We start from the raw sequence: 23,804 nt of genomic DNA on the forward strand, positions 1-23,804 counted from the left end.
TCGGCAATATAAGTCCAAGCTCAGCATCACAATTCCTCCTGAGCGGGCCTGTATTCTGCTCAAGCCAGACACCGGGTGTTGAAAAACACAGCAAGACTTGCGGGCTTTTTGATCGCCGGATAATAACCACCAAGAAAAGTTCCAGTTTGTTTTATAACAAAATATTTCAAGTTATAGCCTTTTCACTATTTGCTTTATTTCTTATTTTTCAGTTAGATAGACGATCACCCTTAACTAAAGCCAAGCCTTGGATGCCGAGCACTACACATTTATTGCCGATTCTTTCATTGCCAAATGGGGTGTTTTTCGCTAAAACTTGGGCGGTAAAATGACTTTTAGAACAAGATGTTAAAAGAGTGTTACTTTGATTGGAAACTTTCAAAGTAAAATAATAACAAAGTAAAGGGAACGGAAATGGAAAAGACCAAGTTATTTACTAAACGTACGTCTCTCGCCTTAAGTGTGGCAACTGCTGTCTTGGCCCTGCCAAGTTATCAGGCGCTCGCCGAAGAGCAAGAAGTTGAGCGTATTGAAATCACCGGCTCACATATCAAACGTCAAGATATGGAAGGCCCCTCCCCCATCACCTCATTAAGCGCCAAAGATATTGCCGATACCGGTGTGACCGACTTAATCGGCTTATTTACCAAGTTGCCTATGGCGGGTCAGGGAACCTTCTCTACCCAAGGTAACAGCAGTGACGGCACCAGTAATGGTGGCTCCAGTGTGTCACTGCGCGGCTTAGGCGCAGATTCAACCTTGATCCTGATTAACGGCCGCCGGGTATCGGTATCACCTTTTGCCAACACCATAGACACGGCATTTGTTGATATCAATAACATCCCGATCTCCGCCATTAAGCGCGTTGATGTACTGAAAGACGGCGCGTCCGCCACCTATGGTTCGGATGCGATTGCCGGTGTTATCAACATCATCATCAAGGATGATTTCGAAGGGGTGGAAGTTACCGCCAAAGCCGGCGATACTGCAGACGGCGGTGGCCGTGAAGAAAGCATCAGCTTGTTATGGGGCAGCCATAATGACACCACCAGCCATACCTTTATCGTTGACTATTTCGACCGTGAAGAGATTCTTTTTGGCGACCGTGATTATTCCAAAACGGCCAACCAAACAGCCCTGAGACCAAACGATCCCTATGCCACAGATTTTCGCAGTTCATCCGGTTATCCCGGTACCATTGCTTTAAGAAGTGACAGCACCAACCGTATGCCGGATACCTTTGGCAATGATGTTTGTGCTCCCGGAGACATTGTTGGCGATCTTTGCCGCTACGATTATGCTCCCATGTCCAGTTCAACCCCGGCTTCACAGCGTTTTAGTATTATTTACACCGGTAAGCATGAGATCAGCGATGATTTAAGAGCCTTTGCCGAGTTTAACGGCCAAAATTCCAAAACGACTATCCGCGGCGCCGCCAGCCCGAGCTTTAATGAATTCTTTATGGACGGCGATAACGTCAATCATCCGTTTGCCGATGACCCTACTCATGAATTCTATCAACAAGACTTAACTATGCGCCGCCGCATGGTAGAGCTGGGTAACCGCGAGAAACGCGTAGATTCAGACTACTACCGCACCGTCTTGGGGCTTGAAGGGGAAATCGGCGACTGGAGCTGGGAAGCTGCCTATAGCTATATCAAAAGTGACTCCCTGGAAAAGGGCGTTAATGGTTTTGCCAATATGCGCCGGGTTCAGGAGTCTATCGATAACGGCAGCTTTAACCCGTTTGAACCGACAATGAACTCCCAGGAAACCCTGGATTATATGGAAACCACAACCACCCGTTATGGTAAGTCCACCAATAAATCTATTGATGTCACCGTTTCAGGCCCGATCATGGAAATGAAAGCCGGTGAACTGATGTTAGCCGTCGGTGCCGAATACCGGGAAGAAAGCATCAGCGATAATCCGGACGATCAATATATCCGCGGGGAAATCTTCGGAACAGAAGCAACACAAGCCGCTGCCAGCCGTGACAATACCTCCGTTTATGCCGAATTGGCCATTCCGGTACTGGATGAGCTGGAAGTTCAGCTGGCCCTTCGTCATGAAGATTACAGCGACTTCGGCACCACCACAGACCCTAAAGTCGCTTTCTTATGGAACCCGACCGATGAATTATCTTTCAGGGGTTCATATGGTACCGCGTTCCGTGCACCGTCCCTGCACCAAATCAGCTTAGGTAATACCGACGAGTCTCCCAACCTGGTAGATAACCCGCGCTGTAATGCTGTTGGTAATATCAATAAAGCCTGTGAGCCGCAAGAATATACTGCGATCTTATCCGGTAACGAAGATTTAGGTCCTGAAGAGTCAACCAGTTATAACCTGGGCATGATTTATCAGATCACCGAAGATCTGTCTTTCTCACTGGATTACTACAGTTATGATATCGAAGATATCATCACCAAAGATACCCAGTATAAGTTAGATACCGTGCCGGGTGCGACCATACGTCTACCATCAGAGATCCCGGGGGATCCGGGTGAAATCGTTGAAATTCACGATCAGTTTGAAAACATAGGTAATGTTGAAACCACTGGCTTAGATCTTGACCTGAGCTATAACCACAGCAATGCCTGGGGTGATTTCAAATTCAGCTATGCAATGAACTATGTACTGAAATACGAAGATACCCGCCCTACCGCCAATGAAGACGGCACACCTGGCCCACGTCGCCTGGATACACAGGAAGGAGATTTCGAGCAACCGGAAATCCGCTGGAGCTTTTCTACCAACTGGGTAAAAGATGACTGGAATGCCAATGTCGCCGTAAACTACATCGGTGAATTCAAGCAGGATCCTTCGGTACGTATCCAAGACGTGGATACCGACGGTGATGGCGTAAATGACGCTACCGTCACCTTATCCGATATCGATTCCATGGTAACGGTAGATACTGCCATTAACTATACCGGATTTGAGAATACCACGCTGACTTTAGGTGCAACCAACCTGTTCGATGAAGAGCCGCCATTTAGCTACCATGATTATATGGGTTATGTGCAAAGCATTCATAATGCCCAGGGACGTTTTGCCTATGTTCAGGCAAGTTATAAGTTCTAGGAGAATAAAATTCAGTTAATCACAAACTGATTTTTACCCATTAAAAAGCCCGTTATTATATAACGGGCTTTTTGTTGTGCTTTTCCTGTCAAAACTGTGATTAGCGCTTCATTTTCGAAGAATTCATGGTGGAGACTTTCACCGGTTGGAAACTTGGCCTGAGCTGCCATTTAGGCTTGATCGGTGTTAACGGCAACACCCGCTTTTTCGCGATAATCACATACACTGAGCCCAAACTGGTGAGATAATTATTGGCAAAGCTTTGCCAATAGCCACTGAGCTTGCCCTGGCCGACACTCGTTGCCAGTGAATGATGCAAACACCTGTGATCGGCAATAATTTCATAACCCATTAAATGCAGCCAGTCCTTTACCCGCATCGGCGAGAAAAACCGCTCATTCCACGGCGTTTTATTTTTGCGGTAAGGGATAAGTTTATTAACCCCTGCCAGGCTAAAGGGATTAAAACCAGTGATCACCAGGTAACCGTTTGGCATCAACACCCGGTTGGCTTCCCTGACCACATGATGGGGGTCGAGAGAAAACTCCAGCGCATGGCTCAGCACACAAACATCAACGCTTTGTTTTAACAGCGGCAAATCATCGATATCGGCAACAATATCTCCCTGCCCGTCAAGATCACCCGCTACCAGATCGCTTTCTCTGCTTACTTGCTGGTTTGTCTGCTGACTTGTTTGCTGAGTAATGGTCACCTGTTTCGGGATAGGTGAATCATCACAGCCGATGGCACCGCTTAAAGCGCCTATCTTCAACAAATAATAACCAAAAAACTTAGGCCACCAGGGTTCAAGCTGTTTATTAATTGCCGCCAGGATCAACTCTCCATTTGGCAAAGACTGCCAGGATTTGGGATAATGGGGTTGTCTAAATGCTAAAGCCGGTTTCATTACGTTTTAATATAAACCAATTTCGGTATAATTTGCGTCACACTACCTTTAAGGATCGGTTATGACTGAAAATAACACCCAAATCAATGCAGGAAGCACAGCAACTGCTAATCCAAGTGTCACCACCACTATTCCCGTAACGATCACAGGAATAAAAGCCTTTACGGATAACTATATCTGGTCTATCGGCTCAAAGGCAAGTAATGAAATTGCTTTGGTCGATCCCGGCGATGCCAAGGTATGCATTGAATTTATAGAAAAAAATCAATTACAACTGGCCAGTATTTTGATCACCCACCATCATCACGACCATGTCGGCGGTATCAAGGCCCTGGTTGACTATTGCCGCCAAAAAGACTGGGAATTGACTGTTTACGGTCCGGTAAAAGAAAATATCCCCCACTGCAATGTTAAACTCGCTCAAGATGACCAAATCAGTCTCGAATCCCTGGGTTTAACTTTAAAGATCATCGATGTTCCCGGCCATACCTCAGGCCATATTGCCTATGTCGGCGAGCACACTTTATTTTGCGGTGATACCCTGTTCTCCGGCGGCTGCGGCCGCTTATTTGAAGGCAGTCCGGCCCAAATGCTCAATTCGCTGCAAAAACTCGCCGCCTTGCCCGGGCACACCTTAGTGTATTGTACCCATGAATATACCAGTGCAAACCTTGATTTTGCCCTGACCATAGAACCGGACAACCAGGCATTAGTAGCCTATCGCGAGCAGGTACAGGCATTAAGGGCACAGGATGAATCCAGCCTGCCCAGTACCATAGCCCGGGAGAAGGAAATTAATCCTTTCCTGCGCTGCCATCAGACGGGCGTACAAAAGAATATCTTGGGAAGTCTCTCATCGAACACCGGCGATAATCAAGCATTAACCCTGGCAACCTTTACCGAAGTACGACACAGAAAAGATAACTTTTAATCGCTCTTTTTTAGCGGGTAAAGTAAGACAACAAACCAAAAAAAGAGGTGCACATAGGCACCTCTTTAGGCAAATAGCGGTATTTTCTAGCGCTATTTTACCGTCAGTCTAGTAACACGCAGGCATTACCACGTCTTTCGCCGGTACTATGACGGCCTCTTTATCTTCTTCACCAACTTTTTTAATGGCGTAGTTGCCGGTGCCTTTTCCGCCGCAGTTACCTGAGCCGGAGCTAGTATAAGGATAGATGTAGACACGACTGGTTGTTGATGCCGTGGCGCCAGAGCTGTCGGTTACCTGCAATTCAATATTGGCATAATAGCCGCCGTCAAAGTTATCCATAGAGAAGCTTGAAGATGAACCTTTATAAGCGCCGTTAACCCACCATTTATAACCGGTCAGGGTTTCCCCTTCATTCGCATCAGAATTACTCGATACCGTGACAATGTTATGCCCTATGTTGTTTTTATAGTTTTGGCTAACAGAAATATCAGCACTGATCACTGTGGTACACTCTTCAACATTAACCAGCTGGGTACCGGCATAAGGAACTTGTGCATTACAGCTCAGGGCGCCCGAGTAAATTCTTGTGGTGCTGGAGTAGCTCAGTCCCACGTATTCCTCAAGTTCAACCCATTGACCGTTTGAATAGGTAGTACAACTTGACCAACCTGAGTATACCGGCACTGAAACTTGCTTAGTGGTACAAACTTCATCGGCATAAGCGCCAGCAGCTGGTAGCAATAACATTAACGCGGCCGAAGATAACCTCTTAACTAAATTCATTTTTATTCCTTTTACATTTTATTTTTATTTAAAACCCGCATCCGTTTGCGAGTTAATACAATGTTAATTAAAAACAAAGGAATCTGCAAGCTATTTACTTATCATTAACAAACCTACCAGTACACAGCCGCCTGAGCTCGCCGTTTTGATGACTTTGACTTGAATAAAGCGGTTAAATAAGTAAAACTTGCGCTACGAATAAAAAAATAGAATTTTCATGAAACATTTATTACTCTCACTCCCCGCTTCTTTATTACTGCTTGGCTGTCAAAATACGCCATTTTCCCAGGAGCAGGAACTCCCTGAAGCCGCCAATACCGAGTTAGCCGCTAATGTCGCCAGCCCGGTAGAAATCAGCCAGGCATTGCTGGCGGATGAAGCCGTTGATGTGATCCACCCGGTAGCAGATGTCGACATTACCCTGTCTGAAAACGATACCCATGTCTCTGATGATATCTGGCAGCGTATCCGCGACGGACTTACCTTCGATGTGCCTGAGAATAAACGAGTGCTGGCACAGCGCAACTGGTATGCCAAACATCCCAAGTACCTAGATCGGGTTGCCAAACGTGCCGAGCCTTTCATTTACTATATCGTCCAGGAATTAGAAGCCAATGATATGCCGATCGAAATGGCACTGCTGCCGATCGTCGAAAGCGCTTTTGATCCCTTCGCCTATTCCCATGGCCGGGCCTCGGGCATGTGGCAGTTTGTTCCCGGTACCGGCACCCGCTTTGGCATGAAGCAAAACTGGTGGTATGACGGACGCCGGGACGTGGTCGCTTCCACCAAAGGCGCCATCAGCTACCTGAAATATCTGCATAAGTATTTCGACGGCGACTGGCTATTGGCCCTGGCCGCCTATAATTCCGGCGAAGGCCGGGTGAAACGTGCGGTGAAAAACAACGCCCGTAAAAATAAGAAAACCGATTTCTGGTCACTGGATCTGCCTAAGGAAACCCGCGCATATGTGCCTAAATTACTGGCACTGGCAGATTTGGTCAAACGCCCGGAAGATTTTGATCTTAAACTTTATGAAATTGAAAACAAGGCCGTGATCACCCAGGTGGATATAGGATCTCAGCTTGATTTAGCCAAGGCCGCCAGTTTATCCGGTTTATCGCTGGCAGAGCTGCAAAGGTTAAACCCCGGCTTTAACCGCTGGGCCACAGATCCAGACGGCCCCCACTACCTGTTATTGCCCAGCCATAAAGAGGCCGATTTTATTGCCGGCTTAAGTAAACTCAGCGAGCAGGACAGACTGGCCTGGCAACGCTATAAAATAAAATCCGGCGACAGTTTGATCAAAATCGCCAATAAGTTTCATACCACACCTGAGCTGATCAAACAGGTAAACAATGTCAAAGGCACCCGTATCCGCGCCGGCAAACATCTGCTGATCCCGGTCGCCGCCACCTCACTGGATCACTATATCTTGTCCCAGGATCAGCGCCTGGCCAGCACCCAAAGCAGAAAACAGGCAGGCGTAAAAACCATACATACCGTCAGATCCGGCGATACCCTGTGGGATATCAGCCAAAGTTATAAAGTAAGTAGCCGCAATATCGCCAAATGGAACGGCATAGCGCCGCGCGATACCATCAAACCCGGCCAGCAGCTGGTGATCTGGCAAAATGCCAAACTCACCAAGGCGAAACTCGCCAATGCCTCAAGCCCGGCCGAGCAGGCAGTAATGCGTAATATCACCTACAGGGTGCGTCGTGGCGACTCTTTTGCCCGCATTGCCGATAAGTTTAATGTCACCATTCGGGACATTGAGCGCTGGAACAGCCTCAGCCGCAAGAAATACCTGCAGCCGGGACAAATATTAAAACTCTCGGTGGATGTTACCAACAATATCTAGGTTGCGCTCAATCTAGACTTAAGTCTATAAGCGGATACGGCATTAACGCCCTATCCGTTTTTTTATGTCCATGATGGACGGTATAGTGCGGTGATAGGATATCAAAGAGCAATAATGTCCAGGATGGACGGTATAGTGCGGTGATAGGATATCAAAGAGCAATAATGTCCAGGATGGACGGTACAGTGCGGTGATAGGATATCAAAGAGCAATAATGTCCAGGATGGACGGTATAGTGCGGTAATAGGATATCAAAGAGCAATAATATCCAGGATGGACGGTACAGTGCGGTGATAGGAGATCAAAGAGCAATAATGTCCAGGATGGACGATATTTTGCTCAGGCGTTGAAAGCCAAGAGGTATCAAGAGCAATTATATCTTAGATAAACAATATAACTCCGGCATAAAGACAAAGTCGCGCTCAAAGGGCTGTGCTCACTTTCTGGCAGGCAGCGCAAGGGTTATATAAGAGGGCCGCTTAAATACCTGCCAGCGCGGCGCTGATCATCGCCTTGACTTGAATGGTAATTTTTTTACTTTCAGCCGCCTGATAACCGGATATTTTTGGCGTGTGGATATGACCTACCGGGATCAGCGGCGCATATTGCTCGCGCAGTAATAAACTGCGATAGGAAACCTCATTGGATAAATACCCGCCGCCGGAGCCCTCCACCGAGACTTGTCCCTGCAATGCCGTCAATGACGCAGCGGTAATCTTTCCGTCCAGTGTTTGTACCTTACGGTTATCATTCACGGGATAGCTGCCGGAAACCGCTTGCATCGCCGCGACAGGTAAGCTGAATTCCAAAAACTCGGGTCCTGTCAGCTGCTTTTCGCCAAGTTTAGGCAACAGCGGTGCCTGCTCACTCGCCCCGGTGTAAACGTTCAGGTTATCCGGAGCTGAGGCACTGCGCCGCAGACCCGGGAAACGTTCCAGATCGAAATGCTCCCTGCCCATGGAAATAGTGACCAGCATATCAATTTTATTATTTTTAAAATAAGGGGTTAACAGGGTTTCTACCATTCCCTGATCAAAGTCATGAAAACGCACCGGCAAGATCAAACTTTCAATTTCAGCGCTGCTGCCGTCAAAGGACAGGGATAAACCGTCCAGAGCCAGGGCGATGGCTCCGGAAGGGTTCGATTGTGTTATTTTTCGGTCAAGAAAAAAAGGATCAAAACCTGTGATCAGCACCCTCTTCTTTGCCTTGCGGTTGAACTTAATATCCTGCTGGCCGCGGGATAACAGTTCAAATTGCCAGAGTAGTTTTTGCTGCTGCGCCGGTAACAAGGAAGCAAAGACGGGCGTCTGCCTAATGGCCCGGGTCATTTTTAACCTGGCCCAATAAAGTGCCCGGTCATCATTATCCTGCTGCTGATCGAAACCGGCAACCGCATCCCGCCAAAGTCCGCTGCCATGACGCAGCACCAGCTGGGTCAATGCGGTCAGGTTGCGTACCCGGGATAATTGGTCGGTAAAAAGTGCAATCCTGGGTGCTAATATCCGGGTTAATTCCGGCATGGCCGCCATGGCCTTGGGCAGGCGTAATTCTTCAATACTGAGCTGGTTAACGGTTTTGGGCGACACCATGGTATTTTCCCGGGCAAAAGCCGCGGCATTGCTCCCTGGCAGTATAAAACAGAGCAGTAAAGGACAAAGCAGCAACACGGCTGTTAGCCAATATCTTTTATTGTCCATAACAAAATATCCCGCATAGTATTATTTAACGCCTGTGCTTTTCGCTAACAATTATGGCCGCGATTGCTGTATTTGCCACATTTTTTGGTATTGACCGGCTTGTGCCAGCAACTGGTTATGCTGTCCCTGCTCTACCACTTTGCCTTGATTCATAACAATAATATGATCGGCATCCACTATGGTCGATAACCTGTGGGCGATCACGACACTGGTACGCTCGCGCGCCACTTCTTTGATCGCGGATAGAATTGCCTGCTCCGAGTGGCTGTCCAGCGACGACGTCGCCTCATCAAACACTAAAATTGCCGGGTCTTTTAAAATGGTACGGGCAATGGCCACCCTTTGCTTTTCACCGCCGGACAGTTTTAATCCCCGTTCCCCCACCAGAGTATCAACCCCTTCTGGCAAAGAAGCAACAAAAGCGTTAAGGTGTGCCAGCTCTATTGCCTTATAAACATCCTTGTCACTTGCCTCGGGATTGCCGTAACGGACATTTTCAAATAATGATTCGTTAAATAATACCGTGTCTTGCGGCACTATGCCGATATTATGGCGCAGGGAATGCTGAGTAACCTCGGTAATGTCCTGCCCGTCTATGGCAATGCTGCCGCTGGAGACATCATAAAAACGAAACAGCACCTTCACCAGGGTAGACTTGCCCGAACCGCTTTCGCCAACAATCGCCACCTTCTGACCGGCGCCAACCGAAAAGGAGACCTTCTGTAATATCTTCCGTTTGTCATCATAAGAAAAACAGATATCCTTGATCTCAATGTTACCGCCATTGAGCTGCAACTGACCGGCATCGGCTTTATCCTGCACTTTAGGATCTTTCTTTAATAAATCAAACATATGCTCAATATTAGCTAACGAGCCTTTAATTTCCCGGTAAACAAAGCCGAGAAAATTAAGCGGGATAAAAAGTTGCATCATAAAAGCGGTGATCAGCACAAAATCCCCCAGGGTCATTTCCCCATAGGTCACCTGGTAGGCCGACAATGCCAGCATGGCCGTCATCGACAAGGAAATAATCAGCCCCTGGCCACCGTTTAAGGCAAACAAAGATAAACGGTTCTGCGCCCTGGCCTGCTCCCATACCGCCAGTTGCTTATCATAAGCCCTGGCCTCGTAATCTTCATTGGTGAAATACTTCACGGTCTCAAAATTAATCAGGCTGTCGATGGCCCGGGTATTACTGGAGGAGTCCGCCTTATTGGCGGCGCGGATGTAACGGGTGCGTCGCTCGGTGGCCACGACCGAGAAGGCGATATAACAAAAAATTGATGCCAGGGTGATCAGCGCAAACCAAATGCCGTAATTGACCAGTAAAATAGACACCACCATGATGATCTCTATCAAGGTCGGCACGATATTAAACACCATAAACCTGAGCAAAAAACTGATCCCCGAAGTGCCGCGATCTATATCCCGGGATAGACCACCGGTTTGCCGGTTCAGGTGAAAATCAAGATCCAGGCTGTGCAAATGGCGAAAAACCTGCAAACCGATACGGCGCATCGCCCGCTCGGTCACCCTGCCAAACAGGGTATCGCGGATTTCAGCAAATAACATAACAGAAAAACGTACCAGGCCATAAGCCGCCACCAGGGCAAAAGGCACCAGATAGACCCGGTTATCTTGATTGTTATCCAGGGTATCGACAATGTCCTTAAGCACAAAGGGTAAATAAACACTGGCAACTTTGGTTAAAATCAAGCAGGCAATGGCCAAACTGATTCTTGTTTTAAATTCAAGCAAGTAAGGCCAGAGCATTTTAGCTACGCCCCAGTTGATTTTCGTGGCATCACGCTCCGGATACTGGCTAGTGCGCATAGGTGAAATGACTCTTTAGTTTAATGGAAAATTGCCGCGGTATGTTTATCGGGAAACCGGCTTACACAATGCTAAAATACCTGAACCGGTTCTTTTCGGCCCAGCATGCACGCCAGCGATAATTTTTAAAAGACCAGTACTGGCCGTGAAATCATAAAAGCCAGATAAAAGGAAGTCTAGCTTTATCTGTATTTATCAGATACTTAGTTAGCCTACAATCACCTTATTATTAAGGTCAACACAGCACCAACAACGGGCTCTCAGCAATTTGCCAAAAAAAATCAGCCCGAAGGCTGATTGTTAGCAAATATTACCGCTTAAACCGTTTGCTCAAGTTGCTCGTTGGCAGCTAACCAGGCCTTTTCGGCAACTTCCTCTCCCATGTTTAAACCCTCGGCATAAATAAAGTCCACCTCACTGATGCCCATTAAGCCATAAATACCTTTGATAAAACCGGTTTGGGTATCCATAGGGGTTCCCTGATACATGCCGCCGCGGGCAGCCAGCACCACGACCTTGGTATTTTTGACTAAACCTTGCGGACCATTTTCGGTATAGCTGAAGGTTTTACCGGCGCGGGCAATCCGGTCGATATAGGCTTTAAAAGTAGACGGCACGCCGAGGTTATACATAGGCATACCAATCACGACAATATCATGGGCCATCAGCTCATCAATCAATTCATCCGATAACTTAGCCAATTGCTGTTGCTGCACCGTTTGCTGCTCCGGCGGGGTCATCCAGGCCTGCATTTCCTGTGCGCTTAAATGGGGCAGTTGCTCATTATTGAGATCCCGTACAGACACCTCATCGACCAACCCCGATGATTTTCTGACATCCAGGTACATTTGGGTGAATTTAGTGGAATTACTTTGCTCGCCGTTCAGGCCGGTATTTAATACTAGAATCTTAGACATGTGCTACTCCTCAAATTTGTGAGCTTATTTTATCTATCGATTATTAAGATTAAAAACACAAAAAAACTAAGATACCGTCCTATTTATTCGAATGAATTAAGCCGTTGTCAGTATCCGGCCTGCTAATGTACCGTGCCATTAAAACTCAATATTAGCCATTGATATATATGCAAATAACTTTATGAGTGGATTTCTCGTATATTGAGATTAATCGCGTATAATAATAGTGGTTCAGGGGCTTTGACAGGAGCAGCCCTTGTTTAAAGCACGATACTATGCCAAAAGATACTGCTTATGCCTAAAATGCTAGCCACCTTAATTGATCGTTGTTTATTTACGACCTTTTTTATCCTGGGGTTACAGTTACCCGAATTTATGCAGCAATATATGCAAAGGTTATCCGGCCATTTGCACGAAGCCCATTACCAGCTGGATCAATTCCAGGCCATCGCCGATAACCAGTTTCAGGGAAATTTACTGGCCCTGATCGAACGTTATCAAAGCAATAGCGATGATGTTTTCCAACAAACCGGAGAAATGATAGAAAACCTGATGCTGCGTATTGAGGGATTTAACCAAAGCCTGACGAACCTGCAGCAAGGGGACTACCTGAACCGCTTATATTATTTTGTCACTCAGGTCGATCCCGAGCTGGCAGCTGCCACACTCAGGCAATATCAGCTGGCAGTGCCGCTGGATATACATGCCTTAGCCACAGGCGCAACGTTTGCCATTGTCTTGCTGTTACTGGGCAGTTTACTTTCTATTGTGGTTAAACGCTTGATCCGCAGATTCTCGGCAAACAATCAAATCATTACCCGGGGTCCGCTGACTTAGCTTTGCCAAGCCCGTAACCTTGATAAACTCATAAACAAATTTACCCCGCAGGCAAAGCTTATTACTTAGACCTATTTCAGCTTTTTTAAGACCGAGTCGTCAAAGAGTTGCTCGGTATTGAGCGACACATCACCGAAAGATTTGCGTATCCGCCCTTTAAGAGATTTTGGCGGTGTTTTAAAAAACGCCTGCACTTCGTCGGCTACAGTCTTCATTCGGGGAAAAGCAGCCAATGAGCTGGCCGCATCTTGATAGATGTGAGCATCGCTGAGCCAAAGTTCAAACTCCTTCACCGGCACTTGCGACAGGGCGGCCATTTTAGCCAATATTGCTTTGTCGTTAACGGCGTTAAAATACTTCTTAACAAAGTTGAGATAAAGCTCGGGGTTTTGCTTATATGCATCCCGGTTTACCACTACCAGGTCAAAAATATTTTCCGGAAAATCAGCGCTGGTGGCCGTTAACTTCCCTCCCCCCTTGATGGCCTCATCCAGATTAGGATTCCAGCCGACCACTCCGGCTAATTGTTTGTTTTTAAGAAATGCCTCGCTGACTTTATCGCTGCTGACATTGATGATTTGGATATCATTTAACGATAAGCCCTGTTTTTTCAGGAAAAGATGGGTGAAATACAGAGAAATAGAATTCGACTGCAGTCCGAGTTTTTTCCCGTTTAGCGAGCCGCTGTTGCCATGAAGCACTACGCCATCGCCACCCGAGCTGTAATCGGTAGCAGCAAGGATCACACCGTTGTTTTTAACGCGCTGCATCGAGATAAAGTCATACAGGGTAACAAAGGTCATGTCCCTGACCCCCGACTGAAAGGCAGCTACACAGGTTTCATATTTTTCATAGCGATACTCAAACTCATCAATTTGATTGAGCTCAGCCATGGCATGTACCACTTCCCAAACCGGCCAGTTGGAGCCGCAAATCACAGGTTTTTTTGCATAGCTGGTCGCAGTTGTTATTAGCGAAAAAACCAGGAGCATTAATAATTTTTTCATAACCTCTCTCACTATTAAGCATTCAAGCCTTGAAAGTATAGGAAAGGTTAGACAATAGAGCTGGAGCTGACCAAGGATCCTGGCGCAAAATTTTCACATCTAGGTGTCAGGCAGGGAAAAGTCAATATAACATCCCGTATAACGCAATAAAGGCCGCAATGCGGCCTTTATTGGGATATCCATATCAAAAGTCTGCGTGATAAGGTGTAAACATTATCACGTGAAAATCAGCTAGCTGTCCTGATTTCCCGCTTCTACGCGACTTTTTAATTTTTGTCCTGGTCTGAAAGTAACTACCTTACGGGCTGAGATAGGAATATCTTCACCGGTTTTTGGGTTACGCCCGGGACGTTCACTTTTCTCACGAAGATCAAAGTTACCAAATCCGGAAAGTTTAACCTGCTCGCCGCTTTCTAAGGTTCCACGTATTTCTTCAAAGAATACTTCAACCATTTCTTTGGCGTCGCGCTTGCTTAACCCGACTTTTTCAAATAAATGTTCTGCTACTTCTGCTTTGGTCAGCGCCATTGCTTAATCCCTCAGTGATGCATTTAGTTCAACTTTTAACGTATCAACCACGCGATTAACGACTTCGTTAATATCTTTCTCTTCAAGAGTCTTGTCATGATCTTGTAGTATCATGGCAATCGCTAGGCTCTTAAAGCCGGGTGCTATACCCTTGCCCTGATATACATCGAACAAGTTTAGATCAACTAAATAATTTCCGCCAACCTTTTCAATAAGTTGTAACACTTTATTAGCATTTATTTGCTCTTCAACCACCACGGCGATGTCGCGTCGATTCGACGGGAAGCGAGATAAATCGCGCGCCTCAGGTAGTTTTTGAGTTAATACTTCAGACAATAATATTTCGAACATTAATGTTCGGCCATTAAGTCCTAATTTCCTTTCTAATTCAGGATGTAAGGTACCAACGTGGCCAACAAGTTTACCATTTTTATGGATCGCTGCCGTTTGTCCCGGATGCAAAGCATCAATTTCTGCCTGCGAAAATTCATAAGCGCCGGCATCGGCGGTTAATGACAATAAAGCTTCGACATCACCTTTGATATCATAAAAATCACTGGCGGCTTTTTCCATCTGCCAATGCTCATCGCTGCGCTGACCGGAGATGATACCGGCAAGCATTTGCTCCTGGCGCACACCATTTTCAACACTTTCATCGGGGATAAAACGCAAACCGGTTTCAAATAAACGCACCCGGTTTTGCTGGCGGTTCTGGTTATAAGCCATCGCCTGCAATAAACCGGTCCACATGCTCAGACGCATCACCGACATTTCCGAGGAAATAGGGTGCGGCAAGGTCATCACTTCCTGACCCGGGTGAAGCAACTCTTGTACCTTAGGATCAACAAAGCTGTAGGTGATGGCTTCCTGGTAACCGCGGCCGACTAAAGTATTGCGTAATTTCGCCACAGATAACTCGGCTTCACGGTGCGTCGGCATGGTCAACTTGGCAGTCGGTGAAACATTCGGGATATTGTTATAGCCAAAAATACGCGCCACTTCTTCAATCAAGTCCACCTCAATTGAAATATCAAAGCGGTAGGCGGGTACAACCACCTGCCAGCTGTCATTGCTAAAATCAACGGTGAACCCCAGACGTACTAAGATCTCAGTCACGGTATTGTCTTCAATATGCAAACCAATACGGCCGTCGAGTTTTTCACGGCGAAGAGTTACGCTTTTTTCTGCCGGGATATGACTTTCATGCTTGGCTTCAATTACAGGACCGGCCTGACCGCCAACAATCTCTAATAATAACGCGGTTGCACGTTCCATTGCCTGGTGTTGCAACTGAGGATCTACACCACGCTCATAGCGGTGAGAAGCATCGGTGTGCAAACCGTATTGACGGGCTTTGCCCAGAATGGCCAGAGGTGCAAAGAAGGCGCTTTCCAGGAAAATATCCTGGCTGTCAGCGGTAACACCTGAATGCAAACCACCGAAAATGCCCGCCATCGCGAGGGCTTTACTGTTGCCGTTATTCTCACCGGAACCAGTATCGGCAATCACTAAAGTATCGCTTGATAACGTCACTTCGTTTTCATCCAGCAGTACCAGTTTTTCGCCTTCATTGGCAAAACGCACGTCGATACCGCCATCAATTCTCGCTAAATCGAACGCGTGCATCGGATGACCAAGCTCAAGCAGTACATAGTTCGTCACATCGACAACCGGGTCTATGCTGCGTACACCACAACGACGCAGTTTTTCTACTAACCACAGCGGTGATACCGCATTGACATTAATGCCTTTGATCACACGGCCCAAATAACGCGGACAAGCTTCACCGGCGCTGATGGTGATCTCGCGCTTATCATCGATGCTTGGCGATACCGCAGGGATTTCAACTTCATTCACGGCAAGTGAATTTAATACGCCGACTTCACGGGCCAGACCTTTAATACCTAAACAGTCACCGCGATTGGCGGTTAAATCGACATCGATAGTGACATCATCTAAGTTCAGGTATTCGCGCACGCAGGTGCCGATTGGCGCATCTGATGGCAATTCAATAATGCCGTCTGAGGTTTCTTCCAGACCAAGCTCAGATTCCGAGCACAGCATGCCAAACGAAGGCTGACCGCGTAACTTGGCTTTTTTGATCTTAAAATTACCCGGCAATACCGCACCTACGGTAGCCACGGCCACTTTTAGCCCTAAACGACAGTTTTTAGCGCCACAGACAATATCAACAATTTCATCGCCTAAATTAACTTTGGTTACCTGTAACTTGTCGGCATCCGGGTGCTGGCCGCATTCAACCACTTCACCGACTTTAACACCGGTAAATTCGCCGGCAACAGCATCGACACCGTCAACTTCCAGGCCCGCCATGGTGATTTGGTGAGTTAATTCTTCAGATGAAATGGCAGGATTCACCCATTCACGTAACCAGGATTCACTAAATTTCATTGTTGGCTTTCCTACTTGAACTGTTTTAAGAAGCGAAGATCATTTTCAAAAAATGAGCGTAAGTCGTTAACGCCGTAGCGCAACATGGTAAGACGCTCTACCCCCATACCAAAGGCAAAACCGGTGTAAACTTCCGGGTCGATGCCGACACTGCGCAGCACATTGGGGTGCACCATGCCACAGCCCAAGATCTCCAGCCATTTGCCGTTTTTGCCTTTCACATCCACTTCTGCCGAAGGCTCAGTGAACGGGAAATATGAAGGGCGGAAACGAATTTCCAGATCTTCTTCAAAAAAGTTATGTAAGAAATCGTGCAATATCCCTTTTAAATGGGTAAAGCTGATGTCTTTATCTACCATCAAACCTTCTACCTGGTGAAACATAGGAGTATGGGTTTGATCGTAATCGTTGCGGTATACCTTGCCCGGCGAAATGATACGCAGCGGCGGCTTTTCCACTTCCATGGTACGGATTTGTACCCCGGAGGTTTGCGTTCTTAATACCAGTTTAGGGTTAAAGTAAAAGGTATCATGATCGGCACGGGCCGGATGATGCTCGGGAATATTCAGGGCATCGAAGTTATGGAAGTCATCTTCAACTTCCGGACCGGATTTTACCGTAAAACCCAGATCGCCGAAAAAGCTTTCGATACGCTCGATAGTACGGGTAACCGGGTGCAATCCACCCAAGTCATTGTCACGACCCGGCAAAGTGACATCAATAGATTCGGCGGCAAGTTTTGCTTTGATCTGCTCGGCGCGTAATAACTCACCGCGAGCATTGATCAGTTGTTGTACTTTTTGCTTTGCCTGGTTAATCAACTGACCTGCTTTGGGTTTTTCTTCCGGTGGTAATTTACCTAAAGATTTTAACTGTTCGGTAAGTAATCCCTTTTTACCCAAAAAATTAACTCGCACTTGATCAAGTGCCGTTGGATCGGTTGCAGCAGCGACAGCTTGTTCCGCCTGCAAAATAATGTCGTCTAAGTTCATGATCTCCTCGGATGCGAAATGTGTTTCGCTATTTGGGTAGACTAAGTTAATAAATAAAATGGTGAACGATTTTACACAAAAATCAATGGAGAAAGTAGGTAAAATATTGGCTTTTCAGTAAAAATTTTACATAAGCACGAAAATAACAAGTATTTGCAATGTAACAAACCCTTTGCATGAGGCAATTCTCATGCATTTTCCACTCTTTGGTCGTGATAATAACGAAATTAAACATTGGCGTTAACTGGTCAGCTACAGGAAGTTGATATTGTATTTTGCCAGCAATAGTTGATAATCCCGGCTTGATTTGAATTGTTTTAATCCGGCATCAAAGATTTTCATGATTTGGCCGGCATCAGCCGTTTTAGCCGAGATGCCAATATAGAGTTTCTTGCCCTGATGCACAGCCCCGGCAGGAATGATTTCTCCTTCCAATTGCAACCGGGCTAAGCTATAAGCCATCACGGAGCGGTCAAAGACCACCACCCGGACACGTTTATTGAGCAACAGATGTACCGCCCTTTCAAAGGTATTGCCTCCTCCCAGGACAAGAAATAACTCGGGCGTCTCTTTGATAAATTGCTTAAATGCACTATCGCCATAATCATAGCCATGGGCAACCAAAACCCTGTCACCACTGACTTGCAAATCAGCCAGGGAAGATAAGCCGGTATATCGCCAGGGATCGTCCGAGCGGACAAAAAACATTTCTTTGCCATAACTGATATATTCCTCCGGATACAGTAACCCGGCAACTTCGTCTTTATACAGGGTAGTCACAACATCCAGCTTTCCCTGCTGCGCCAGCAAGATAGCCCTGGAAAACGGGGCATATACCGGAAGCAAGTTATAACCTGCCGCACTAAAGATACGCTCGCTGATATCATAAAATATTCCCCTGCTACCATTATATTCCGAGGGCAAGCATTGAAACGGGCAGATACTGCTGATATGAATGGTTAAGGTTTGCTGCGCTTTTTCACCTTGAGCTTTAACCGTTGAGACATTATTCATTTCCCCTTTAATCCCGGGTTCGGCAAACGCATAAGGGATAAATGAAATGCAGGCTGTCAGGATAAGCAAACGAGACAGTAAAAAAGCCATGGGCAAGGAAATCAACACGGAACCGGTTTATTAAGTCTAGCCCATGTGAAGGCATCCCGGTTTTGTTGAGCTGCCAAGCATAAAAAACCCCGCACTGGCGGGGTTTACAACATTAACAACGGGAATACTGTTCCGTTCGAAACGTTTTAATCAATTAACTGGTATTGCTCACGCAAGATGCTGATAATTTCTGCTTTAGGATTATCCGAGAGGGTGATTTTCTCCCCGGTAATTTTTTCGGCGATAGCAGTATAAGTATTTGATACTTCCATCAGTACTGACTCCGGCAGTTCATTATCCCGGGCCAGGGCTTCACGCTCCGCCATACGGTCTTTGTTAAGCAGGATATCCGGATCAGGGAAATGATTAAGCAATAACTGGCGGAAACCTTCTTTGGAGTTTTCCACCACCTTACCGGCGCGGTATTGCTCACCGTCCCAGATACGGGAAGAGTCCGGCGTCCCCACTTCATCCATATAGATAAGTTTATCTTTGCCATCTCTGCCTTTGACGTAACCGAATTCAAACTTGGTATCAACAAAGATTTGGTCCAGTTTGGCTAACGCGTCAGAGATCACATCAAAACCTTCGGTTAATAACTTCTCATACAAACTGATATCCTCGAGGGATTTGAAGTTAAAGGCCTGGTAGTTGTCTTCGATATTCTTACGGGTGATGTTCACGTCATCTACCGCAGGCACACCGGGAATGCCTTCTAAAATACCTTTGGTTGACGGGGTTTGTAACAGTTCAGGCAACTTGCTGTCTTTCTCTAAACCTTCCGGTAAGGCAATACCGCAGAAGTCACGCTCGCCTTTGGTATATGAACGCCACATGGAGCCGGTGATATACTGACGGCAAATAGCTTCGATCATCACAGGTTTTGCTTTTTGTACGATCCATACAAAAGGATGGGGAATATCCAGGATATGGCTGTCTGCCAGGCCGTTTTCTTTGAAGAGTTTAAACCAGTGGTTGGAAATGGCATTTAAAGCAGCCCCTTTGCCCGGGACACCTTTCATGCCGCCCTCGCCTTGCCAGATGCAATCGAAGGCTGAAATGCGGTCGCTGATCACCATGATCGCCAGCGGGGTATCTTCGCTGACATCATAGCCTTTTTCTTTGATTAAACGGCGGCTGTCTTCATCCGTTAACCAATAAACAGAGCGTACCTTACCGCTGTGCACGGCACTGTCGGTACGAATGGGAAGATCGTTATTTACTGCTAATACTTTATCCGCAAGACTCATGACTTCAGTCCTTTCCAGGTTGATATTGAAATTGAAATTAAAAGTAACGGATAACATCTTTGCTGAGGTTTTTACACATCAGAAAATATCATCCGTTACTTTATTCAATTAAAATATCGGTAACTGGCAGGCTAAGCCGTTAAGATTAAGAAAAAGGACGCCGAAGCGTCCTTTACCTAAAGTCTCAGTTTCTCAATTAAGCTAAAGAAGCTTGCGCTTTTTCAACCAGGAAAGAGAAGGCTGCTTTGTCGTATACAGCGATGTCAGCCAGGATCTTACGGTCGATTTCAATAGAAGCCTTTTTCAGACCATTAATGAAACGGCTATAAGATAAACCATTTTGACGGGCTGCTGCGTTAATACGAGCAATCCAAAGTTGACGGAACTGACGCTTACGTTGACGACGGTCACGGTAGGCGTATTGGCCAGCTTTAGTTACAGCTTGAAAAGCAACGCGATAAACGCGACTACGGGCACCGTAGTAACCTTTAGCTTGCTTTAGAACTTTTTTATGACGCGCTCTTGCGACTACACCACGTTTTACTCTTGCCATTTTATATCTCTCCTATTAACCGTGACGTAAAAGTTTTTTAACTGACTTGATGTCAGAAGCAGCGATTTGACACTTAGCACGTAAGTGACGCTTAACTTTAGTACGACGCTTAGTCAAGATATGACGAAGACCCGCTTGTTTGAATTTGTAGCCAGAAGCTGTCTTTTTAAAGCGCTTTGCAGCACCTTTATTGGTTTTCATTTTAGGCATGTTAATAACTCCGCATTGTTATGCCAAATATTAAGCAGTAGAGGCGAAGATACTCGCGAATATAAATACCCGCCGATCTTACTTGTAGGCCCGTACTACCGGTTCATAGTGATAATAATGGTGAGCCGGCATTCATAAATGAATCCCGACTACTTGCTAGACCAGTTATTATCCTTTTTTAGGGGCTAAGACCATCACCATTTGGCGACCTTCCGCTCTGCGAGGGAAGAACTCCACTACGGTCAATTCTTCCAGGTCGGTTTTAACGCGACTTAAAAGTTCTAACCCCAGTTCCTGGTGTGCCATTTCACGGCCACGGAAACGTAATGTAACCTTGACCTTGTCGCCACCTTCTAAAAAGCGCTTCAGGTTGCGTAGTTTGACCTGATAGTCGCCTTCATCTGTGCCAGGGCGGAATTTAATTTCCTTAACCTGGATTTGTTTCTGCTTTTTGCGTTGTTCTTTTTGTTCTTTACTCTTTTCGTAAAGAAACTTACCGTAATCCATTACGCGACAAACTGGCGGCTTAGCCGTCGGGCTAATTTCAACGAGATCAACACCCGCTTTTTCAGCTTCATCCATGGCATCGTTTAATGAAACGATCCCCATGGGTTCGCCGTCAAGACCAATCAAACGTATTTCTTCTGCTGTAATTAACTCATTTAAACGATGTGCCGGCTCTTTTTGTCCGCCTCGTTGACCACCTTTAATAGCCATGTTCCTCCAAAGAACTTTGTACCAAATTTAAATATGTATTTGGATTAAAAAAAATTATGCCCGTGTATTAACTTCTTCAGTTAATTTTGCAACAAACGCATCGACAGACATTTTACCTAAATCTTCTCCACTTCGGGTACGCACCGCAATTTCACCATTGGCCATTTCTTGATCGCCAACAACTAACAAATACGGCACCCTCTTCAAAGTGTGCTCGCGGATTTTAAAGCCTATCTTCTCATTTCTCAAGTCTAGTTTGGCTCTAAATCCATTTTCTTTCAGTTTTTTGACTACTTTTTCACAATATTCACCCTGTTTGTCGGTAATATTCATTACCGTTGCCTGAATTGGCGACAACCAGGTGGGGAATTTTCCTGTGTATTCTTCAATTAAAATACCGATAAAACGCTCTAATGAACCTAAAATCGCCCTGTGAATCATCACCGGGGTATAACGTTCATTGTCTTCACCAACATAAGTGGCACCTAAACGCTCCGGTAAGGCAAAATCAAGTTGTACCGTTCCACACTGCCAGGCACGTCCTAAACAGTCCATCAGGGTAAACTCGATTTTAGGACCGTAGAAAGCCCCTTCACCCGGTAAATATTCAAACTCAATGTTAGAGTCGGTTAAGACCTGGGCTAAGCCCTGCTCCGCCTTATCCCAGATTTCATCGCTGCCGATACGCTTTTCAGGACGGGTAGAGAGTTTCACCACGATTTCTTCAAAACCGAATGAACCGTAGACGTCATAAACCATCTGGATACATTTACTGACTTCTTCGGCAACCTGATCTTCGGTACAGAAGATATGGGCGTCATCCTGGGTAAAGCCACGTACCCGCATCAAGCCGTGCAACGAGCCTGAAGGTTCGTTACGGTGACAGCAGCCAAACTCGGCAATACGTAAGGGTAAATCACGGTATGACTTTAAGCCTTGGTTAAATATCTGCACATGGCCCGGGCAATTCATCGGTTTTATGGCGTATTCACGTTTTTCCGACTCGGTCGTGAACATAGCATCGGCGTATTTGTCCCAGTGACCGGATTTCTCCCACAGGGATCTGTCCATCATCATTGGCGCTTTGACTTCGTCATAATCGTATTCGTGTAATTTTTCACGAACAAATTTTTCCAGCTCGGTATAGATGGTCCAGCCGTCGTTGTGCCAGAACACCATACCCGGCGCTTCTTCCTGCCAGTGGAATAAATCCAGGGTCTTACCGATTTTACGGTGATCGCGCTTTTCCGCTTCCGCTAAACGCTGAATATAGGCTTTAAGCTGCTTTTTATCTGCCCAGGCAGTACCGTAAACCCGTTGCAACATTTTGTTGTCTGAATCGCCACGCCAGTAGGCACCGGCCACTTTCATCAATTTAAAGTGATGACAATGACGCATGCTAGGCACATGAGGACCGCGACACATGTCAATATATTCTTCGTGATGATATAACGCCGGTTTGTCGTCACGGTCGATATTTTCATCTAAAATTTCAATTTTATAGCTTTCGCCGCGCGCTTCGAAGGCATCGCGGGCGTCTTGCCATGAGCCGGTTTTTTTCACTACCTGGTAGTTGGTTTTCGCCAGTTCCATCATGCGCTTTTCCAATACCACTAAATCGTCTTCGGTGATGGAATGCTCAAGGTCAACATCATAATAAAAACCGTTATCGATCACAGGACCAATGGCCATCTTGGTATCCGGCCATAATTGCTTGATGGCATGCCCTAATAAATGCGCGCAAGAGTGGCGGATAATTTCTACGCCTTCTTGATCTTTACTGGTGATTAATTGCAGCGCCGCATCTTGGGTGATTAATTCACAGGCATCAACTAACTGACCGTCGATACGACCGGCGATAGTGGCTTTGGCTAAACCCGGGCCGATATCCAGGGCAACATCCATTACCGATACGGCATTGTCAAAACTACGCTGGCTTCCGTCAGGGAGAGTAATTACAGGCATGAAATTTCCTTTATACAGTGGTGGCACATACCAAGTGTCACTTGTTTATCTAGATTATTCTTTAAAAACAGCTGGTTAACTCTAGCTGTTCAGTGTCATTTTCAAAATTTGGTACTTAATGAAAATTTTTATTTCGGCTCTTTACAACTTTAAAGAAGCCTTTCTTTATAAAGCCCTACTTATATAAGGCAACAAAACGGGGCT

19 protein-coding genes are annotated in these 23,804 nt (G+C 46.2%); 4 read left to right on the forward strand and 15 right to left on the reverse strand.

Annotated features, from left to right (window positions below):
- The first annotated feature begins 414 nt into the window (after positions 1 to 414).
- A complete protein-coding gene (locus tag SG35_RS15575) occupies positions 415 to 3,087 on the forward strand; it encodes a TonB-dependent receptor plug domain-containing protein (RefSeq protein WP_044834860.1) in 2,673 nt (890 codons plus the stop codon).
- A gap of 100 nt (positions 3,088 to 3,187) precedes the next feature.
- On the opposite strand, the gene SG35_RS15580 is transcribed toward SG35_RS15575, so the two are convergent.
- Complete coding sequence (locus SG35_RS15580) at positions 3,188 to 3,994, reverse strand: class I SAM-dependent methyltransferase (protein WP_044834859.1); 807 nt, start codon at positions 3,992 to 3,994, stop codon at positions 3,188 to 3,190.
- A 61-nt stretch (positions 3,995 to 4,055) separates the two neighbouring features.
- On the opposite strand from SG35_RS15580, the gene gloB reads away from it, so the two are divergent.
- The gene (gene gloB, locus SG35_RS15585) at positions 4,056 to 4,925 is read left to right on the forward strand and encodes a hydroxyacylglutathione hydrolase (RefSeq protein WP_084692908.1); all 870 of its coding nucleotides are present in this window, start codon (positions 4,056 to 4,058) and stop codon (positions 4,923 to 4,925) included.
- 108 nt (positions 4,926 to 5,033) lie between these two features.
- Here the strand turns inward: gloB and SG35_RS15590 are convergent, their stop codons facing one another.
- Positions 5,034 to 5,711, reverse strand: coding sequence for a hypothetical protein (locus SG35_RS15590; RefSeq protein WP_044834858.1), 678 nt, complete (start codon positions 5,709 to 5,711; stop codon positions 5,034 to 5,036).
- 217 nt (positions 5,712 to 5,928) lie between these two features.
- Here SG35_RS15590 and SG35_RS15595 point away from each other — a divergent pair, with 217 nt between their 5' ends.
- Positions 5,929 to 7,575 carry a lytic transglycosylase gene (locus SG35_RS15595; protein ID WP_044834857.1) on the forward strand — a complete coding sequence of 549 codons (1,647 nt, stop codon included), beginning with the start codon at positions 5,929 to 5,931 and terminating at the stop codon, positions 7,573 to 7,575.
- 479 nt (positions 7,576 to 8,054) lie between these two features.
- Here the strand turns inward: SG35_RS15595 and SG35_RS15600 are convergent, their stop codons facing one another.
- From SG35_RS15600 to SG35_RS15610, 3 genes are all read right to left on the reverse strand, one after another.
- Entirely contained in the window at positions 8,055 to 9,275 is a 1,221-nt protein-coding gene (locus SG35_RS15600) for a pyroglutamyl-peptidase I (RefSeq protein ID WP_236702663.1), read from the reverse strand.
- A 51-nt stretch (positions 9,276 to 9,326) separates the two neighbouring features.
- Positions 9,327 to 11,108, reverse strand: a complete 1,782-nt coding sequence (locus SG35_RS15605) for an ABCB family ABC transporter ATP-binding protein/permease (protein WP_044834856.1) — start codon at positions 11,106 to 11,108, stop codon at positions 9,327 to 9,329.
- Positions 11,109 to 11,425: 317 nt separating this feature from the next.
- On the reverse strand, positions 11,426 to 12,025 hold the full coding sequence (locus SG35_RS15610; RefSeq protein ID WP_044834855.1) for an FMN-dependent NADH-azoreductase: 600 nt from the start codon (positions 12,023 to 12,025) through the stop codon (positions 11,426 to 11,428).
- A 294-nt stretch (positions 12,026 to 12,319) separates the two neighbouring features.
- Here SG35_RS15610 and SG35_RS15615 point away from each other — a divergent pair, with 294 nt between their 5' ends.
- A complete protein-coding gene (locus tag SG35_RS15615; protein ID WP_044834854.1) occupies positions 12,320 to 12,862 on the forward strand; it encodes a DUF2937 family protein in 543 nt (180 codons plus the stop codon).
- Between the two features lie 71 nt (positions 12,863 to 12,933).
- Here the strand turns inward: SG35_RS15615 and SG35_RS15620 are convergent, their stop codons facing one another.
- From SG35_RS15620 to thrS, 10 genes are all read right to left on the reverse strand, one after another.
- Positions 12,934 to 13,869, reverse strand: a complete 936-nt coding sequence (locus tag SG35_RS15620; protein ID WP_044834853.1) for an ABC transporter substrate-binding protein — start codon at positions 13,867 to 13,869, stop codon at positions 12,934 to 12,936.
- 231 nt (positions 13,870 to 14,100) lie between these two features.
- Complete coding sequence (locus tag SG35_RS15625; protein ID WP_044834852.1) at positions 14,101 to 14,397, reverse strand: integration host factor subunit alpha; 297 nt, start codon at positions 14,395 to 14,397, stop codon at positions 14,101 to 14,103.
- A 3-nt stretch (positions 14,398 to 14,400) separates the two neighbouring features.
- A complete protein-coding gene (gene pheT, locus SG35_RS15630; protein WP_044834851.1) occupies positions 14,401 to 16,809 on the reverse strand; it encodes a phenylalanine--tRNA ligase subunit beta in 2,409 nt (802 codons plus the stop codon).
- Between the two features lie 11 nt (positions 16,810 to 16,820).
- Positions 16,821 to 17,801 carry a phenylalanine--tRNA ligase subunit alpha gene (gene pheS, locus SG35_RS15635; protein WP_044834850.1) on the reverse strand — a complete coding sequence of 327 codons (981 nt, stop codon included), beginning with the start codon at positions 17,799 to 17,801 and terminating at the stop codon, positions 16,821 to 16,823.
- A gap of 252 nt (positions 17,802 to 18,053) precedes the next feature.
- Complete coding sequence (locus tag SG35_RS15640; protein WP_084692914.1) at positions 18,054 to 18,815, reverse strand: substrate-binding periplasmic protein; 762 nt, start codon at positions 18,813 to 18,815, stop codon at positions 18,054 to 18,056.
- 236 nt (positions 18,816 to 19,051) lie between these two features.
- Complete coding sequence (locus SG35_RS15645) at positions 19,052 to 20,155, reverse strand: phosphoribosylaminoimidazolesuccinocarboxamide synthase (protein ID WP_044834938.1); 1,104 nt, start codon at positions 20,153 to 20,155, stop codon at positions 19,052 to 19,054.
- A 196-nt stretch (positions 20,156 to 20,351) separates the two neighbouring features.
- A complete protein-coding gene (gene rplT / locus SG35_RS15650; RefSeq protein ID WP_044834848.1) occupies positions 20,352 to 20,708 on the reverse strand; it encodes a 50S ribosomal protein L20 in 357 nt (118 codons plus the stop codon).
- A 15-nt stretch (positions 20,709 to 20,723) separates the two neighbouring features.
- A complete protein-coding gene (rpmI, locus tag SG35_RS15655) occupies positions 20,724 to 20,918 on the reverse strand; it encodes a 50S ribosomal protein L35 (protein WP_044834847.1) in 195 nt (64 codons plus the stop codon).
- 168 nt (positions 20,919 to 21,086) lie between these two features.
- Positions 21,087 to 21,635, reverse strand: a complete 549-nt coding sequence (gene infC, locus SG35_RS15660) for a translation initiation factor IF-3 (protein WP_084692907.1) — start codon at positions 21,633 to 21,635, stop codon at positions 21,087 to 21,089.
- 54 nt (positions 21,636 to 21,689) lie between these two features.
- Positions 21,690 to 23,600, reverse strand: coding sequence for a threonine--tRNA ligase (thrS, locus tag SG35_RS15665; protein ID WP_044834846.1), 1,911 nt, complete (start codon positions 23,598 to 23,600; stop codon positions 21,690 to 21,692).
- Positions 23,601 to 23,804: the final 204 nt, after the last annotated feature.

This window comes from Thalassomonas actiniarum (assembly GCF_000948975.2).
GTDB classification, from domain to species: Bacteria; Pseudomonadota; Gammaproteobacteria; order Enterobacterales; family Alteromonadaceae; genus Thalassomonas; species Thalassomonas actiniarum.

Excerpts from the sequence above, each read along its gene's own strand:
- SG35_RS15575 (WP_044834860.1), top strand. The coding sequence starts at position 415 with ATGGAAAAGACCAAGTTATTTACTAAACGTACGTCTCTCGCCTTAAGT.
- SG35_RS15580 (WP_044834859.1), bottom strand. The coding sequence starts at position 3,994 with ATGAAACCGGCTTTAGCATTTAGACAACCCCATTATCCCAAATCCTGG.
- gloB (WP_084692908.1), top strand. The coding sequence starts at position 4,056 with ATGACTGAAAATAACACCCAAATCAATGCAGGAAGCACAGCAACTGCT.
- SG35_RS15590 (WP_044834858.1), bottom strand. The coding sequence starts at position 5,711 with ATGAATTTAGTTAAGAGGTTATCTTCGGCCGCGTTAATGTTATTGCTA.
- SG35_RS15595 (WP_044834857.1), top strand. The coding sequence starts at position 5,929 with ATGAAACATTTATTACTCTCACTCCCCGCTTCTTTATTACTGCTTGGC.
- SG35_RS15600 (WP_236702663.1), bottom strand. The coding sequence starts at position 9,275 with ATGGACAATAAAAGATATTGGCTAACAGCCGTGTTGCTGCTTTGTCCT.
- SG35_RS15605 (WP_044834856.1), bottom strand. The coding sequence starts at position 11,108 with ATGCGCACTAGCCAGTATCCGGAGCGTGATGCCACGAAAATCAACTGG.
- SG35_RS15610 (WP_044834855.1), bottom strand. The coding sequence starts at position 12,025 with ATGTCTAAGATTCTAGTATTAAATACCGGCCTGAACGGCGAGCAAAGT.
- SG35_RS15615 (WP_044834854.1), top strand. The coding sequence starts at position 12,320 with ATGCCTAAAATGCTAGCCACCTTAATTGATCGTTGTTTATTTACGACC.
- SG35_RS15620 (WP_044834853.1), bottom strand. The coding sequence starts at position 13,869 with ATGAAAAAATTATTAATGCTCCTGGTTTTTTCGCTAATAACAACTGCG.
- SG35_RS15625 (WP_044834852.1), bottom strand. The coding sequence starts at position 14,397 with ATGGCGCTGACCAAAGCAGAAGTAGCAGAACATTTATTTGAAAAAGTC.
- pheT (WP_044834851.1), bottom strand. The coding sequence starts at position 16,809 with ATGAAATTTAGTGAATCCTGGTTACGTGAATGGGTGAATCCTGCCATT.
- pheS (WP_044834850.1), bottom strand. The coding sequence starts at position 17,801 with ATGAACTTAGACGACATTATTTTGCAGGCGGAACAAGCTGTCGCTGCT.
- SG35_RS15640 (WP_084692914.1), bottom strand. The coding sequence starts at position 18,815 with ATGAATAATGTCTCAACGGTTAAAGCTCAAGGTGAAAAAGCGCAGCAA.
- SG35_RS15645 (WP_044834938.1), bottom strand. The coding sequence starts at position 20,155 with ATGAGTCTTGCGGATAAAGTATTAGCAGTAAATAACGATCTTCCCATT.
- rplT (WP_044834848.1), bottom strand. The coding sequence starts at position 20,708 with ATGGCAAGAGTAAAACGTGGTGTAGTCGCAAGAGCGCGTCATAAAAAA.
- rpmI (WP_044834847.1), bottom strand. The coding sequence starts at position 20,918 with ATGCCTAAAATGAAAACCAATAAAGGTGCTGCAAAGCGCTTTAAAAAG.
- infC (WP_084692907.1), bottom strand. The coding sequence starts at position 21,635 with ATGGCTATTAAAGGTGGTCAACGAGGCGGACAAAAAGAGCCGGCACAT.
- thrS (WP_044834846.1), bottom strand. The coding sequence starts at position 23,600 with ATGCCTGTAATTACTCTCCCTGACGGAAGCCAGCGTAGTTTTGACAAT.